14 protein-coding genes are annotated in these 16,605 nt (G+C 58.8%); 3 read left to right on the top strand and 11 right to left on the bottom strand.

The genetic code is table 11. The annotated features are described in order from the left end of the window. Positions 1-22 precede the first annotated feature (22 nt). The 8 genes from WB402_RS04140 to WB402_RS04105 form a co-directional block, all read right to left on the bottom strand. A complete protein-coding gene (locus tag WB402_RS04140) occupies positions 23-364 on the bottom strand; it encodes a hypothetical protein (RefSeq protein WP_424205652.1) in 342 nt (113 codons plus the stop codon). A 62-nt stretch (positions 365-426) separates the two neighbouring features. Then, positions 427-1,830, bottom strand: a complete 1,404-nt coding sequence (locus WB402_RS04135; protein WP_424205651.1) for a sigma-54-dependent transcriptional regulator — start codon at positions 1,828-1,830, stop codon at positions 427-429. Further along, on the bottom strand, positions 1,820-3,163 hold the full coding sequence (locus tag WB402_RS04130; RefSeq protein ID WP_424205650.1) for a two-component system sensor histidine kinase NtrB: 1,344 nt from the start codon (positions 3,161-3,163) through the stop codon (positions 1,820-1,822). The genes WB402_RS04135 and WB402_RS04130 overlap by 11 nt, the downstream gene beginning before the upstream one ends. Positions 3,164-3,456: 293 nt before the next feature. Next, positions 3,457-4,650: a selenite/tellurite reduction operon porin ExtI gene (gene extI, locus WB402_RS04125; RefSeq protein WP_424205649.1), complete on the bottom strand. Its 1,194-nt coding sequence runs from the start codon at positions 4,648-4,650 to the stop codon at positions 3,457-3,459. Between the two features lie 43 nt (positions 4,651-4,693). After that, complete coding sequence (locus WB402_RS04120; RefSeq protein WP_424205648.1) at positions 4,694-5,230, bottom strand: hypothetical protein; 537 nt, start codon at positions 5,228-5,230, stop codon at positions 4,694-4,696. A 90-nt stretch (positions 5,231-5,320) separates the two neighbouring features. Beyond that, positions 5,321-5,638 (bottom strand): hypothetical protein, encoded by a 318-nt coding sequence (locus WB402_RS04115; protein WP_424205647.1) that lies wholly within the window; start codon positions 5,636-5,638, stop codon positions 5,321-5,323. A 163-nt stretch (positions 5,639-5,801) separates the two neighbouring features. After that, positions 5,802-7,058: a hypothetical protein gene (locus tag WB402_RS04110; RefSeq protein WP_424205646.1), complete on the bottom strand. Its 1,257-nt coding sequence runs from the start codon at positions 7,056-7,058 to the stop codon at positions 5,802-5,804. Positions 7,059-7,102: 44 nt separating this feature from the next. Then, a complete protein-coding gene (locus tag WB402_RS04105; protein ID WP_424205645.1) occupies positions 7,103-7,684 on the bottom strand; it encodes a hypothetical protein in 582 nt (193 codons plus the stop codon). 43 nt (positions 7,685-7,727) lie between these two features. Here WB402_RS04105 and WB402_RS04100 point away from each other — a divergent pair, with 43 nt between their 5' ends. The 3 genes from WB402_RS04100 (at position 7,728) to WB402_RS04090 (ending at position 11,880) form a co-directional block, all read left to right on the top strand. Continuing rightward, positions 7,728-9,611 carry a hypothetical protein gene (locus WB402_RS04100; protein WP_424205644.1) on the top strand — a complete coding sequence of 628 codons (1,884 nt, stop codon included), beginning with the start codon at positions 7,728-7,730 and terminating at the stop codon, positions 9,609-9,611. Between the two features lie 123 nt (positions 9,612-9,734). Next, entirely contained in the window at positions 9,735-10,466 is a 732-nt protein-coding gene (locus WB402_RS04095; RefSeq protein ID WP_424205643.1) for a DUF169 domain-containing protein, read from the top strand. 466 nt (positions 10,467-10,932) lie between these two features. Then, the gene (locus tag WB402_RS04090) at positions 10,933-11,880 is read left to right on the top strand and encodes a TonB-dependent receptor (RefSeq protein WP_424205642.1); all 948 of its coding nucleotides are present in this window, start codon (positions 10,933-10,935) and stop codon (positions 11,878-11,880) included. Positions 11,881-12,647: 767 nt separating this feature from the next. Here WB402_RS04090 and WB402_RS04085 read toward each other — a convergent pair. The 3 genes from WB402_RS04085 to WB402_RS04075 all read right to left on the bottom strand — a co-directional run. After that, entirely contained in the window at positions 12,648-15,599 is a 2,952-nt protein-coding gene (locus WB402_RS04085) for a bifunctional diguanylate cyclase/phosphodiesterase (RefSeq protein ID WP_424205641.1), read from the bottom strand. A 603-nt stretch (positions 15,600-16,202) separates the two neighbouring features. Then, entirely contained in the window at positions 16,203-16,406 is a 204-nt protein-coding gene (locus WB402_RS04080) for a hypothetical protein (protein ID WP_424205640.1), read from the bottom strand. Positions 16,407-16,416: 10 nt separating this feature from the next. Next, a partial coding sequence (locus tag WB402_RS04075; RefSeq protein ID WP_424205639.1) for a BrnT family toxin occupies positions 16,417-16,605 on the bottom strand: 189 nt, incomplete at its 5' end.

The following is a 16,605-nucleotide window of genomic DNA, read 5'->3' as shown; positions in this document are numbered from 1 at the left end:
CGGCCTGCGTTCGCTGTTAACCTTATACCGCTTTGAGCTGCGCATACACCACCTTGACCTGCGCGTCCAACTGCCGAATCAGATCCGCCGGACACACGACGCGTCCCCCCTGATGGCAATCTGAGGCGGACTTGAGCAGCGCGTTGAGCAGGATCATGGAAACGTGCAGCTGTCGACGCTCGGGCATCGGTCGCGGACCCTCCTGGCGGACGATCTCGCGCAACCGTTCGCGTTGCGCCTCCACGTCCTGCCGGAATCCCGCGGCATTGGCATGGCCCTTGGCCGCCGCCACCAACGCCTCGGCGCGCTCGATCCACGCGCGCTCCGCCGAGACCTCACCCACCGCCCAAACCGGCGCCGACATACAGAGAAGAACCGCCGTCGCGACCCACCACCATTCTTCCCGTCGCCGCATCGACGCGGAGTTCATTCGTCCAGCCGGTAACGCTTAATCTTGCGCCACAAGGTGGACTTGTCGATGCCGAGTATTTCGGCGGCGAGCCCCCGGTTGCCCTTGGTTTCGCGCAGCGTCTTGGCAATGAAGTAGGCCTCGATTTCCTCAAGACTCTGCGGAGTCAGGTGATCGAGCGCGCGGCTCAAGCCCTCCGGAGCCTTTAACAGCTCCGGCGGCAGGACATCCACGTCCAGCATATCGGTCTCGGTCAGGATGATCATGCGTTTGATGAGGTTCTCGAGCTCCCGCACGTTGCCCGGCCACTCGTACCGCATGAACGCCTGCAAGACCTGTGTCGTCACGCCCTTCACCTTCTTGCCCAGCTGGGTCGTGACCCGGTTGACGAAATAATTGGTCAGCATCGGAATATCGTCACGGCGCTCGCGCAATGACGGCACGTTGATTTCGACGACTTTGAGCCGATAGTAGAGATCCTCGCGGAACTGCCCGCGCTCGATCAGCTCGGGCAGGTTACGGTTGCTGGCGACCAGCACGCGCGCATCGGTCGCACGCGGTTCGGTGTCGCCCAGCCGATAGAAGCTTCCGTCCTGCAGCACGCGCAGCAGCTTCGCCTGCAGGGGCGGCGGCGCATTGTTGATTTCGTCGAGGAACAATGTCCCGCCGTGCGCCGCTTCGAACAGACCGGGCTTGGTCCGGTCGGCGCCGGTGAAGGCACCTTTCTGGTAACCGAACAACTCGCTCTCGATGATGTTTTCCGGTATCGCCGCGCAGTTGATCGCGATGAAGCGGTTATCCTTGCGGCGGCTCTGCAAGTGGATTTGACGCGCGACCAGCTCCTTGCCGCTGCCGCTCTCGCCGGTAATCAGCACGCAGCAGTCATAGGGCGTCGAGGCATCGATCAGGCGGCGAACGTTTTCCATGGCCGTGGTACGACCGATCAGGCCGTAGCCTTCTTCGTAATAAATCCGGTTGGCTACGCGCAGCCGGAGGTTCTCGCGCGAAAGCAGATAATGTTCCAGCGCCCGTTCGACGATGTGACGCAGCTCGTCGGATTCGAAGGGCTTGCGCAGGTAATCGTAGGCGCCGTTCTTGAGGGCTTCGACAGCCGATTCCACCGTTGCATAGCCCGTGATCAACACCACCAAAGTGGACGGAGTGCACTGCTTCGCAAACCGGAGCACCTCCATGCCGTCCACGCCCGGCATGCGCAGGTCGGTCACGACCACCGCGATTTCGGTGTCCTCGAGTATCGCCAAGGCATCCTGCGCGCCTTTGGCGCTGATGACTCTCGCCGGCAGTGTCGCGAGTATGCTAGCCACGAGCTCGCGCATGTTCGCGTCGTCTTCGACCAACAGGATGACGGGCCGTTCTTCCGGACGCCCATCGAGCGTCGATTCCCGAATCTCAGCCGCCATGGTTCATCGACTCCCTGGATTGCGCATGGGGTAAAGTCAGCACGAACCGTGCACCCCCTTGGAACGCGGAATCACATTGTATGCTGCCCCCAAGCTTGGTGACGATCGACTGGCTGATCGCGAGTCCGAGCCCGGTACCCTTGCCGACTTCTTTTGTGGTGAAAAAGGGATCGAAGATGCGACGGCACAATTCGGGAGCCACGCCGGGTCCGTTATCCTCCACGACCACAGCGGCCTGGTGCCCCCCCTGCGTCCGGACGCTCACCACCACGCGCGGATTCTGGCCGCCGGCCGTGGCCTGGATCGCGTTCAGCAGCAGATTAACGAGCACAATGTCGAGCTGCCCCGGCGAAGCCTTGACCGGAAGCTCCGGCCCCGGGTCAAACGACACGTCGACCTCGTAGCGCTTACCTTGGCAAAAAATGATGGTGTCGACCACGTCCTTGACGACCGTGTTCAGCTCACAGATCTCCATCTGGCAGTGATCGCGGCGTGCGTAGTTCAGCAGATCCTCCACGATGCGCGCGCAGCGCCTTGCCTCGTGCGAAATGATCTGTGTATATCGCTCGACCTGGTCCGTACCCACACGCGCGTCGTCTATCAGCTGGGCGTAACCGATGATATTGCCGAGCGGCGTATTGAGTTCGTGCGCCACACCCGCCGCAAGCTGTCCCATCGCCGCGAGCTTCTCCATCGTATAGATATGTTCCTGCAGGTGCTTGTATTCTGAAATGTCCAATATGCTGACGACGGCGCCGGTCTCGTTGAGGTTGTCCGAGCGAAAGAACGAGAGGTTCAGCGCAAAGTAGCGCGCTTCTCCACCGACGTGCAGCAGGATTTCCTTGTTGACGATCGGCCGCTCGTAAAGAAAGGCATCGCGCAGGATTTCCCGGCTCGATTCGTCGAGCGCGAACAAGTCAAACAAATTCTGACCGTGCAGGATGTCGTGCGAGAGGCCGAAGAGTTCTTCGGCCTCGTGATTGGAGAGATTTATCCGCAGTTCTCCATCCACGCAAACCAGTGCACCGGGAAGGCTGCGCAGGATCGCCTCATTGCGGTTACGTTCGCAGATAACCTGGTACTGGCATTCCTCCATCTCGGCGAAGGTGGAGCTGAGGCTCGACATCAGAAGGTTGTGGTCCGCTACGAGGTGACGCAGAAAGCGATCAGGGAAACGGGAGACGGAAACTGGACGCAGAGTACCCTCTTGGGCGCGCAGGATACCCTCGTGCATGGCGCGCATCACTTTGCGGTACGCGAGGTGCACGTAAAACAGGGCGGTGAGCGCAGCCACGAGCATACCCGCGAGCAGGATACCGACGTGGAGCTGCACGGCTGCGCCTCGTGTAAGGACGTAATACACGACCCCTGCTATCACTAGCAACAGCGTGCCGACGAGCACCCGTATCCACCGCATGGCCGAAGATTGACCTACGTGGGGCAACGGCCAAGTCTCACGAGTCAGCGTTTCCGCTTTGACCGCTATCGCTTCCCTACTCGGGCTGCTCAGAAAGGTCCGGCGCATGAAGGCATAAACGTATAACGACCGGCCATTGATCATACACCCGGCCACGGCAGACGAGAAATCCGCGCCCCGCCGCTGAAGGTGCTGGCGTTCGCCGTACGCTAGAAAATAAGCTGAAACGCGAACGTCGCCTGGTTGTAGTCCTGCAGCGAGGCGTTGGTCGGGTCCGGTTCGTCGAATTCTATTTTGTCGAACTCAAACGTGATCTTGAGGTTCTGGCCGTCGATGTAGTAATTGAAGCCCAAGCCCTTCCAGTTCTGGTCAAAGAAACCGGTATTGATTCCGTAATCCGACTTCTCGTAGCGAAAATAGGGCTGCAGCCGGCCTATCCCTACTTTTCTCGGAAAGAGATAACCGCCTTTGACGTAGGAGGCTTTGAGCTGGGCGGTCACCGGAAAATTGGGGTCGGGATTGGCGTTAATGGCGTCCTGCGTGTCGTAGTCGAAGTAGGCGGATGAGAAAGTATAGGTGCCGCTCTTCGTCGGGTACTCGTAGAATACGTCGGCCGTCCAGGCCTTGTAGTCCACGGAATCGGTGCGCGCCGGGAAGTTGGCGAAGGCGACATCCGCCTGGTAGTCGTAGGCGAGCCCGAACGTCAACACCTTGCGCGTGCCGAGATAGGTGCCGAGATAACCGTAGTCGGTCTCGGGATCGAGCAGCGCCCAATGCACACGGCCCGTCAGCCGCGGGGTGGATTTCGCCACGTCATCGCCTTGGCGGCCGTCCGCGACCATAAAGCGGTACTGAATTTTTGCGTTGGCGAGATTACCCCACATGGCCCACCCGGTGTCGCGCGTACCGCCTCCGTCCGCGCCGAAGGGCGTGTAGGAAATAACCTCGGCGCGATCAATCGTCAGCGGCTCTAAACATGCCTCGAGATTTTCGCGCGAGAAGGTGTTCTTGAACCGGCCGCCGATGAAGCGCAGCGAGTCCGTATAGTCGAACGTGACGTAGGCATCGCGATAGGAAATCGGCTTGTCGGCGTTACCCAGTTTGTTGTCGTTGGCGGCCTCGAGCTGAACATAGAAGCCCACGTAGTCGTTGTACTGTCCAGCGAACAGCAGTCGATTGCGGCGCAGGAACGTATCGTAGTAACTTGCCTCATTAGTCGCCGAGGTGTAGCCGCGATATTGGGTCCATATCTGAAGTCCGTAACTGATCGTGACGAATCCTTGCTCGCCGAAAGGAATGGTCGGTCCGGCCAGCGTCGCGGCGGGAACCATCGCAATACAAAGAGCGCCCAGCAGCCTGATGCGAAGCGGGATATGGGGCGTGTTCCTTCGGTAGTTCGACATGATGGACTCCCCCGGTGTTGGTATTGAGTTATTTGAAATTTAATTACTTCGCATTCTGATACGGCTTCAACAATGCCGCCGTATCTTCCGACTTATGGCATGCCGCGCAGCGCGCGGGTGTGGTGCGAGGATCGGCGACTAGATCCGCATGGGCCAGTTCTTTCTTGATGATCCTCGGATTACCCGCGTGGCAGCCGACGCAGTCGTCGTTGACGTGCATGTGCTGCGCGTGCCACAGACCTTTGTCCTTATCCTTCTTCGGGGCCGCGGCACGTTGGCCGTTGTGACACTTGAAGCAGGAAGAGGTGCCGAGCCCACAGGCGTTGGCGACGGGAATCGGGGACCATGCCGACACTTGCGAAGGCGACATCTCCAACGCCTCGGTGCCCCAAGCGGTTGCGGAATTGCGGGCAGGAGCCACCGGCGCGGCCGCTGTCCCGGCGTCGGGCCCGGGCATATCGACGAACACAGACCACGAAACCATGGCCAACGTCATTAACGCCGCTACCCCGATCCCGGTGGCAGTGCGTCGAATCAGACTGCGAACAGGGGTGCGGTTAGTTCTTTGTGATAAATTCATTATTCGCTCCTCCTCCGTCGTACGGGCCCCGTGTTCAGAACACTACCGAGGCATGTAATGGAAATGTTGTTAGTTTAGTTACATAAAATTTCAGTTCTTGGTATTGGCACGCGCCTCTTCTGCCCGGCGTATATCGGCCTCCGTCAAGCCGCCCTTGGCGCAATCACAGGCGCAGGTACCGTTGGCGGAACGGAAACGCAAGCGACCGGGTTTCGCCTCCCCGGGCTCTGTTGCATCGGTGGCGGCGGGTGTGGACGCGGATTCATCGGCAACTGCGGTTGCCGGTGTCGCAGCGGTCGCAGCTCCTTCGCCCGCCGTCGCGTAATCGGCGCTCGCCGCCGTCGAGCCTATGATCATCACCGGCAAACCGATGCTTGCGACAATCAATCGAAAATGTGTGAGCTTCATCCCGTTTCTCCTGATCTCTATTGTGCGAGTAGCATAATATATGCCACTCTGTTTTTCCCTTGAATTTATGCATTTTCGTTCGCGAATGACATTGCAGAACCCTACGCCAAAGCGTGTACTACGCAATTTGCAATAGCACAGCCCACGCGCGACTTTAATGCCCCTAGTGAATGACGGTACGCGCGAGTGTTACTCGGTAGCGCGCCGTTTCGGCCTGTCTCAATGCCTCACGCAGCAATCGCCGCGTATCACGCGTCATGTGGGCGGTGTGCTCCAAGGCGTACTGAAACGATCGCTCGTAGTGAGCCCCGGGAGACACGGCCATGTGCAACTCGATGCTCCAACCGGTTCCCGCGGGGCGCTTGAACTGCCCGCCCAGAATGCCCGTTTCGCCGCTCCGGAGGCGGTGATCGAATAGTTCCTGCGTCAAATCGACGTTTGCCCGGCGCGCGATGATGGTGCGCGCGATCTCGCCTTTCGGTCGGCCTGCGGGATCGACCAGCTGCAGCGTGAACACGACCTCCGGCACGACATACGTTGGGAAGTAGTGTCCGGCCCCCGTGTTTGTGATCTTGGCTTCTACCCGCATGCGCTCCCTGTCGAGCACGGTGAGATCGACCGTCACCGTGAGGGCGCGCGTTGTCATCTCAGAATCGTGGATGCCGCGCCAGAGATGGCGGCGATCGGACATATGGCAGGATTGGCAGGTTTGTCCGGCACGGCCGGGGCGACTGGCGCGCCACTCCTCATACGTATTTTCCAGTAGTTTTCCGTTCAGGCGGGTACCCGACTCCGGGAACTGATGACAGACAGCACAGAACCGGCTGTCTTCGAAAGCGGCATGGGGGCTGAATCCGGCATGCGGCAACCGGTCGGCGGTTGGTGTGCGTGCGGGTGGACCGAAGCGCCGATGAGCGCGCACGTGGCAGGCGGCACAAACAAGTCCCTGGCGGTGCAAGTTCGTCGGAACGTACGAAGGCGGTGACGACGAAGGCGCCCCGGTCCAGCCAAGCTCGAGCGCCATCAAGGCTTTCTGTTCCGCCAGCGGTGCGTGGCAGCGCATGCAACCGTTGGCGGCTGGTTGATCCATGAGGCGAAACTGCCACAGCAGTCCCGGTCCTGCCGTCCGGCTGTGCAGACTGTCGCGCCAGTCGCGGTATTGCTGGACGTGGCATTGCCCGCAAGCTTCGGGGGCGAGTGACGCCTCGATCGGCGAGAATTGCGCGGGCGGCGCTCCTTGCGGCGGTAAGGGATCGATCCAGTGCGCGGCGAGAAATCCATCGATGGGGTCAGTCGGTAACGCTTGCCCGGACACAGGCCGGTCTTGCCCGTGTTCGGAAAGATGAAAGAAATTATGCGCGCCGCTCGCTGCCATCAGCAGTCCAACACCGACCGCCGTCCAAACCGCGAACTTTTTCATGGCGCCGATACTACCCCACCGACGTCCGCTCGGCGACATGCGCGCTAACTTGCGGCGTGCTCGCATACCATCCACCAACCGGAGGTCGGTGCCCTGGCACACCAATTCGCATGCGCGACTTGACGCACGATGGCGATCATGCCGCGCGACCGGTATGCAGCATCGGCGCGGTGCATCAGGCGCCGAAGTTGACCGAGCCCCTTAACGAAGAAATTCCATGGACCGGGAAAATGCCGACGTAATGCCGTGAAGCATGATCCTCGCAATTCCCACAGGCGAGTGGCGTCCGTTGCAAAATACCGATGCAATCGCGAAGCGGCGTTTTTTGCATTGTTTTCGATGTAATCCGCACTGGCGTGGCACCATGTATGTGCTTGCTTTCGTGACATATTTTCGGCGTAGCGAGCAGAACTGATCTGGTATGATTCATGCAGTTTGGAGATGTAGTTGGTATAGAAAAAATCTAAGCAGGAGGAGATCGACATGAATTTCCTGAGCCCTTCCGTCTCTGCGTTGTGCCCGGCGAGATCGCTCCTGACGGCACTTGCCACCGTCACGTTGCTCGGCGCCTGCTCGGGCAGCTCGAACACAACATCGGCAACGACCACGCCGACGTCCACTGTCAACACCCCCGCCCTCTTTGCCTTTTACGACTCGGATAACGACGGTGTGGGCGACAGCATAGCGCGCGTCGACCTCGACACGGATGCCGTGATGAAGACCGCCGTTGTAGGCTTGTCCGGTTCGGGCGGTACGCACAAACAGGCCTTTTACGACGGCCCGCTCTGGGTGGGCGCCGGGGCGCTCGTGTGGGGTATCGACCCGACGACCCTCCAAGTGCTTCCTCGACCGGTCGCGCCATCCATCCAGGGCAATCGCGAAGGCACGATCGGCTCTGCGGTCGTCAATGCCCTGAGCTTAGTCGCCGGATTTCTCGGGTTAGGACCGACCACGCCGGTAGTCCAGACCACGGAGGATGCCCAGATGGCAGCGCTGCGCCCATACTTCGATCGAACCAGCGCGAGTTTCGCCGAAGCTTTGACGGTCGACTTCTGCGCGGCGCAAAGCGCCCGTAGTGGCTTCGACTCAAACTTTACGGTACAGGCAACCCAGGCAAATCTGCTTGCCGCCGCCATCGCCGTGCCGGGGCCATTTCACAACATGGGCTACACTCCGGTCGGCATCGAGCCGAGCCCGGACGGGAAGCTTACGATGTTCGCCGAGCGCATGGGCGATCAATCTTTCTTTCTGGACACCGACCCCAACTCGCCAACTTTCGGCTATCCGGTACGTTTCATCTATCCGCGCCTTGGGCAGGTCAAGGACCAGAACAACAATGTCGTTAGCACCTTCAACGGGCGCTACACCCCCGCAGGTGGCACCGCCCCGGGTAGGTTGAACTACAACCGCGTGGCCAACGGCACGTCCGAAACCGACAAGAATACCTACAGCGAACCGTGCGACTCGACCGCGCTCCGCAACGCGGCTGGCCAAGTGTGGACATGGTGGCCGGACGTGCAGGGCGACACGATCACGGGCGCAAACATCAGTACGCTCAATACGGTTGCACCTCAGGTAGTACAGATGGCGGTACCGGTCATCGCCCGTTCGACTGCAGCAGTTGCGCGCGGCGGCGTTGGCTCGGCACCGACGTGCCCGGTTCCAAACACCAGCGGTGTTCCATGCAGCCCGTCTGGACAGCGGGCCGGACCGTGGATGGCGTCGTTGATGAACCGCAACGTCGGCAACGAGTTCATCATGCACGTGGAGAACGAAGGCGATAATACCGAGAGCTTTTGGGACGTGACGAACGCGGCGGGCGTGTTCGAGATCGAGCGCATCGTCATGGACATGAAGGACGTACTGACCCCGGACCTCGCGACCCAGACCGGTGGTGGAACGACGTTCACCAACGGCGCGACTTACACCGTGAGCGTGAGTTACGTCTCCACGGGGGGCACAGCGGCGAGCGTCAACTACCAGTATGTCTCGCTTCCGGGCGACACTCTTTCGGGTACGGAGCCTGATCTCACGCGTGCTTATCTCAAGAAAGTGATCCCAGCTGCGCCTGCACCTGAGCCTCCAGGGCCAAGATATATCCTGAATGGGCTGCTCGGCCGGGCCGGCACGAGTGAGGCGAATGTGGCGCGTACCCAAGGCAGCGGGACCAGCGCCATTCTCTTCAGCGATGAGGTTTGGCTGCTCACCTTCGTCGGCGCCGACGGCATCCAGATCGTTGATATGAAAGGTCTGGCGCCGCCCTATCTCATCACCGAGAACGTCGCGCTACCCAGCGCCTTCACGGGAACGTTCTCACCGAACGGCAAGAAGTTCTATCAGATCCGCAACAACGCAATCGACGTGATCGATTCCGCTAGCCGCAAGCTCGTGAACGTCATCACGCTTCCAGGACCCGCCACGGGTTTTGGATATGCGAGCTATCATGCCGAAGTGGCCGCGCCCTCCACGGGTAGCGGCGGGACGAGCGGTGGCAGTGGCGGTGGCAGTGGCGGTGGGGGTGGCGGGCTTCCGCCGAATCCCTGCGGTGGTTGATAACAAGCTCCTATTGTGATCATAATCGCGTAGGTGATCGATCGGTGCCTGAGCCGTGCTCGTTCAGCGCATGGTATAGCTATAGCGGTCACGAACACTGTTAAATAAAAAGGGGACCAAAAAATGAAACAGGATTACAAGACATTGGCGGGTGCACTGACCAATCTGTTGTCGCTACAGACACCGCCCCTGGCGATCACCTTCACACAGCAGGACCCGCCTGGCATGCCGCGCTATGAAGGTACGCTGCCGCCACCGACACCCGACGGGCGCACCGGCAAGGTATCGGCCGGTTGCGTGTTCTGGATGAAAGCGGTGGACCGCACGTTTCACACTTGCGCCGAGGACCACGGCAATTGCAGCGTCGGGAGCCTGACTCATGGTTTCATCACGCTCGATGTGGCGGCCAAGCGCGCCGACGTCAAGGCGCTTGTTGATGCATGCTGGGTCACGCCGGAAGTGTTTCCGAAGATTCCCGTGGTGAAGCAGCGTCCGAAATGCGTTGTCTACGGGCCGCTGGCCGACACCAAAATGGATCCAGACGTCGTTTTTCTGCGGCTAAACGGCAAGCAGGCGATGATCTTGCACGACGCCCTGCCGGACCTGCGGTTCGAGGGCAAGCCGCAGTGTCACATCATTCCGATCGCCAAAGAGCAAGGTCAGGTGGCGCTGAGCGTGGGCTGCATGTTGAGCCGGGTGCGCACGGGCATGGCGAACACGGAAATGACCTCCGCGATCCCGGGACACAAATTGACGGAAGTGGTCGAGAAACTCAAGGCAACTTGCGGCGCCGACAAGGCCGTGGCCACTTATGCCGCGGAAGATGCGCGCCGTTTCGGCTACCGTGCGTCCTGACGGAGTTACGTCGGACACACTCGGGCAAGTATCGTCGGCCGACGCCACGTCTGAATGACGGCACAGCGGCCACGGACAGCGTACTGCCTCTCTCCTCCAGCCCGCGACGCTTGCGGGCTTTTTTTTGTTTAGAGGCACCGTGCATGCCCTGATTCAACAATTGTTGGGCGATGAGGTAGGCCCTACTATCGCTAGAGCTGCCTGAGATCAGGCTAAAATTGTGTTTGAACATATATTTTAGACTTGCAAAAGAAATTCAACACACAATCAGGCCTGACCATGTTGAGGTTTACGTAATGCTATGCGAGCCACAGGGGAGCAGTACCTGCGTAGATTGGCAGCAAGCTTACATGGAACCACAGTTAACTGCTGCCGCAGGGCTGCAGCACATCCACCGATATCCCGGTACATCGCACGGTTTGGATGTTGATATGAGAAGAATATTTAAAAATGGCAAATGGATCTTATGGGTAAGTTAAATTTCATGTCGCGAAGACTGACGGCGGCACTACTGCTGTCGCTATGTGTTTGGTTTATCGGACTCCGCGATGTCGCCGCGCTCGAGACCAAATATGACCTGAGCGCCGGATACCGTACGGACAAACTCAACTGGAACATCGCCAGTGACTTAAGTGGAACGACTACACCGAACATACTGTCGGAACTAACATGGGATACGTTGCGCATAGCGCTACTGTCGGGCGGTTTGCAGCTGACAGGGTCGAATGGGCTGCATTTCCGGGTAACGGCTGACTATGGCTGGATTTACGATGGAGACAGCCAGGACTCGGATTATCTGGGCAATGACCGCACACTCGAGTTCTCACGCACTAACAACGACACCGTGGATGACGATGTCTGGGATCTTTCGATGGCGCTTGGCTATCGCTTCCGGTATGCAGCGGAGGACGGGGCAGCCACTTACTTCACGCCGCTCGTTGGTTTGTCGCGTCATGAACAGAACCTGAGAATCAGTAACGCCAATCAAACCATTCCAGCCACTGGATCTATACCGGGGGTCAATAGCACTTATCAAAGCCGCTGGGAGGGCCGCTGGATAGGGGTCGAATTCCTGACCAATATGCCGAACGACGTCAATGCGTATTTCCGATTGGAACAGCACTGGGCCGATTATTCCGCCGAAGCCAATTGGAATTTACGGACGGATCTTGAACACCCGCGCAGTTTCGAGCAGGAAGCGAATGGTACAGGAACCGTTGTATCGCTCGGTTTCCTGACAGCACCCAAATCGAGCCGATGGTCAATCCGGGTCGGGTTAGACTACCAACGCTGGAACACTGACCCGGGGGTCAATCAGGTGAACTTCACGGACGGGACGGTCGCCGCCACGCGTCTCAATCGTGTCGAGTGGAAATCATGGGCGTTGTCGCTAGGTTTGCAGCGGCCGATCTAAACACACAGAGCTATAACGTCTGCGTCGATTCCCCGACCCGTTCGCGCACCAGGAGTCCCATCGCAGCTCGCTTTCCGGTCCATGACGGGATCACGACGTGTTGAAGCGATCGATGGATCAGCGTCATACCTGGGCGAGCGGCACGTGCAAAGTGGCACGCCGCTTCAAGTAGTGCAGGAACCGGGGGATGGAGTAGCTTCGAAATGGTGTTACGCCATGCCCGTCTTTCGGTGATTCATCAGGCGGATAATGCCGAGAAACTTTGTCGGCGGCGTCGGTTACCCGCACACTTTCGGGTAAACCGGGCATAGCCGTGGAAGAGGCGTCGTAGGCGTTCAATTAAATTAGTGGTAGGCCGTGGAGGGCGAGCCGGATTAAGGTCTTTGTCCAGTGGACAAAGGCCCCGGCGAGCGGGTTCGCCAAGGATGATGAACCCTGGACTTTCGTGTGGAGCAGAACAGCGGAGGAAGAAAGTGAACCTCCGACCAATGGTTTAAATTTTGCTGCACACCACAGTTGTTGATAATTGGTGGGCCGTGGAGGATTTGAACCTCCGACCAACTGGTTAAAAGCCTGTTGCCAATTTGGTCGTAAGTAGATGAGAACAAAAAATAAAGCGTACGATGTTGTCTAATACTTAGCCCGAGTTATGGGCAATTATTCCACGATAATACTAGATACTCACGATTAGTATTAGACAGTTTTCTTCTTCGGCATGTAGTCAGAACGCCACAGTATAACAAGGAGTAGTTCCTCCGATTCGGGTCTTATGCCCGACTTGACCGCAGCCGCGCGTTACGCGCGCGTCTGCCCGCCTTCGAGAGCCGAGCACGATCATCCAACCACTCCTTAAACTGCTTCGCCGGCAGCGGCTTGCTGATGTAGTAGCCCTGCACCACATCACAGCCCAAAGCGGCCAACCGGTTCCACGTCGCCTGATTCTCGATACCCTCGGCTACCACCTTAAGGCCGAGATCGTGCGCCAGAACAACAGTCGCGCGCACGATGGACGCCGAGTCTGCATTCTTCAGCATGTCAATGACAAACGATTTATCGATCTTCACGGCGTTCACCGGCAGTTTCTTGAGATAGCCCAAAGAAGAATAGCCAGTACCGAAGTCATCGATAAACAGTGTGAAGCCCAGAATGCTTAAACGTCTGAGAATCTCAAGCGCGCCCTCCGGGTCGTCCATCACGGCGCTCTCCGTGATTTCCAGCTCAAGCCAGCTGGCTTCAGCGCCCCACGCCGCAACCAATCGTGCCATCTTGCTCAGCAACTCCGCATCCCGCAGATTTCGCGCGGAGAGGTTGACCGCGACAGGCAGCGCTACTCCGGCATGTCGCCAGTCGGACGACTGGCGCAAGGCGGCTGCCACTACCCAGTCGGTCAACGGTTTGATCAGGCCGGTGTGCTCCGCCAGCGGGATGAACTCATCAGGCGGGATCATGCCTTGCTGAGGATGGATCCAGCGGACCAGCGCTTCCGCGCCGCATACCTGGCCGGTGCGCGTGTCGATCTTGGGCTGATAGTGCAGAACCAACTCGTCTTCTTCGATCGCGCGCCGCAATTCCCCGGCCAACGCTAGGCGCCTGAGACCGCCCTCGTCCTGCTCCGCGGTATAAGAGGTGTAACCTTTCCCCGACTTCTTCGCTTGACGCATGGCCACGTCTGCGTGCCGGATGAGGCGTGTCGTTTCTGAGCCGTGTTGCGGAAAGAGGGAGATGCCCACGGCCGCACTGACATTCAGCATGAGGTCGCTCATTGTAAACGGTGCCCCCAATGCATCCAGGATCCGCAACGCGGCTGCGGCGGCATGATCGGTATCACTCACCGGGAGCAGGATGCCGAACTCATCGCCGCGCATGCGCGCCACCAGTTCGTCTTCCTTAAGCGCACCACGGATACGCCTGCCGACGTCTTTGAGCAACATGTCCCCTTGATGAAAGCCGAGACCATCGTTGATCTCCCGGAAACGGTCGAGGTCCAGCAGAAGTACCGCCAGAGATTGTCCGCGTGTACTCGCCTCGGATAGCGCCTGTTGCACGCGCTCTTCGAGGTAGGCATGGTTGGGGAGGTCCGTGAGGCTGTCATGGTAGGCCATGCGCCGGATGGTGTCATGTGCCTGCTCACGCTCGGCGCGCGTGCTTAGGGCGGCGATGCCGTAGGCCAGGTCATTTGCCATTTCCGAAAGAAGCGCGACTTCATCCTGGTCGAAGGCATCCGGCTCCTCGGCGTAGATACAAAGCGCGCCGACCACTTTGGCGTTCACATGCAGCGGGAAGGCCATCGCCGAGCCGTACCCGCGCTTGCGGGCCTCTTCACGCCAAGGCGCAAAGACGGGATCGGTCTGGATATTCCGTACGATACAGGGTTGGCCGGTACGAATCGCCGTACCGTTGGGTCCGCGCCCATGCTCGGTATCGGCCCATGTGAGGTTGAGTGCCGCGAGATAACCCTCTTCATAGCCGGCTTGCGCCACTGGGCGCACGGTTTTGTGTTGATCCTGCTCGGCATAACCTACCCATGCCAGACGGTAACCCCCGATCTCGACGATGATCCGGCACATCTCCGCCAATAGCGTCTGCTCATTGTTCGCTCGCACGACGGCGCGGTTACCCGCGCTCAATGTCTTCAAGGCGCGATTGATCCGTTGCAGGGCCCCGGCCATGTCGTCGAAAGTGCGCGCCAGTTGCCCCAGTTCCTCGGTGCTGTGCGGCAACCCGGTGCGCGCGCTCAGATCGCCTTGACCGAGCCGGCGGGCAGCACCAGTGAGGGCTTGGATGCGCCGCAGCACGAAGACATTGCTTCCCATCCAGGCGGCGATCAGGGCCAACACTGCGACCAGGAGCAGCAACGCCACATTGCGCGCGAAGTCCCTGTTCACGGCAGCGAAGGCCACGGCTTTCGGGATGCCGACGCTCACGTAGACGTTACCTGTGGGGCTGTTGTGCAGCGGAGTGAAGGCATAAAGCCGGGTCACGCCATCCAAGCCCGGATCTTCAGCCGTTCCTTCACGTTGATTCGCGAGGATGGCGCTGACCAGCGGTGACGCCCGCATGGATTTGCCCACCCATTTATCCGGCTCGGGAAGGCGCGCCAGGATCGTGCCGCGGCTGTCCACCACCTTGAGCGTCGAACCGGCGGGAAGCTCAATGCCGGTGATCAGCTTGTTGAGCCAGGACAGGTCGAGCGCGGCGAAGACCACGGCCTTGATGTTCCCGCCGGCATCGAAAACCGAATAACCGAAGTTGATGGCGCTGATCCCCGTGATGCGCCCGATCTGATAATCACCGATGCTGAAATCGCGGGACTGGATGGCACGACGAAAGTAACTACGGTCGGTAATATTTATCGGCCGTGTCATCGGCAGCGCGCTGCAGAAGATGCGCCCGTCGGGCGTGGCGACGCCGAAGTTCGTGTAGTAGGGATAGGGCTTACGCAGATCGTCCAGGATCCGGCCGCAGGCCGTCGCGGTTGTGGGCTGATTCACCGCCGGCAGTTGCGACAATATAAGCAGCAGCTGATGCGTGGCCGCAATTAATTGGCTTTGTTCCTGCGCGGCCAATCGCACCAGCTTTATCGCATCCCTTTCGGCGTTCACGGCCGCTTGTTGGCGTTGGCTGATGGCCGTGTAACCCATGAGCCCAAACGCCGGAATGACGGCGAACCCCACGAGCAGCATCAGCCGCGTGCGCAGGCCGGTTATAGAGTGCCTCATGGCAACAAATCCTTTTTGTCCCTATTACATTGAGTATATGCATATTACGTGCCGGCTTGCTCCGCCATGGGAGCTGAGGGAGCTGAAATCCAGCTGGCGGGGCGGGTTATTGAGGTAAAGAACCAGGTGTCGGCATGCCAAAGTGCACATAAAGCACATTCAGGCGATGTTCGGCCACAGCTCTATCCTCGTACCATGAACAACTACGCACACTTGATGAACCCGACCAACACTGAGGTCGCCGAGAGCCTGGCGCGCCTCATATCAGCGACAGTGGTGGCAATGTGGTAGCGAACACTCCAACTGAGGTGCCAGATGATGCTCAGGTATATTGATCAAATTGGTGGGCCGTGGAGGATTTGAACCTCCGACCAACTGGTTAAAAGCGCGTTGAACGTTTTGCGGCCTTGGTTAATCAATAAGTTGGAATGGGACGTCCCGCTGCGATTTTATGAAGAATGCTTATATATGCTTATGCATGCACATGCGTTTCCCACGATTCTCCCACAGTTGATTTCGATGGGATTCGCACTTGCCAGGGACAAGAATTTTGAATCCGAGGAAAATCGGTTCCTCGGAATGAACAAAATGTGAAACCGGCTACTATCTAGCCGATCTCTTTTTTGCAGGAAGTTTCGCGATCTCAGCAACCATCCGCAACGCTTTGTTGACTGACCGGGCGTCGGGAAACATGGCTGCTACATCCGGCTCAAGGCGCACGATATTAGTACCGCGCGCGTATTTGGCTGCATACTTGCCGCGTTTTCCTTTGCTGAAATCGTATTCTGGGAGCATATCGGGCTTCATCGTTGCACCGTTAATCTTCGTAGTCCTTGCGTTCCTTTATCGTGGCCGGTCTCGCACTGATGATTCTAATTCTATCACCGCGATCAGAATGTACCACAACTAATAGCTTCCCGCTCGATGACATGCCGATCGTCACCAAACGGTCTTCGGCGTGCGAATGCAGAGGATCTAAAACAGTGACCGACAAGGTATCACCAAA

This window comes from Sulfuricaulis sp. (assembly GCF_049587675.1).
Taxonomy (GTDB): Bacteria; Pseudomonadota; Gammaproteobacteria; order Acidiferrobacterales; family Sulfurifustaceae; genus Sulfuricaulis.
This window is presented reverse-complemented; position numbering and strand designations above follow the sequence as displayed.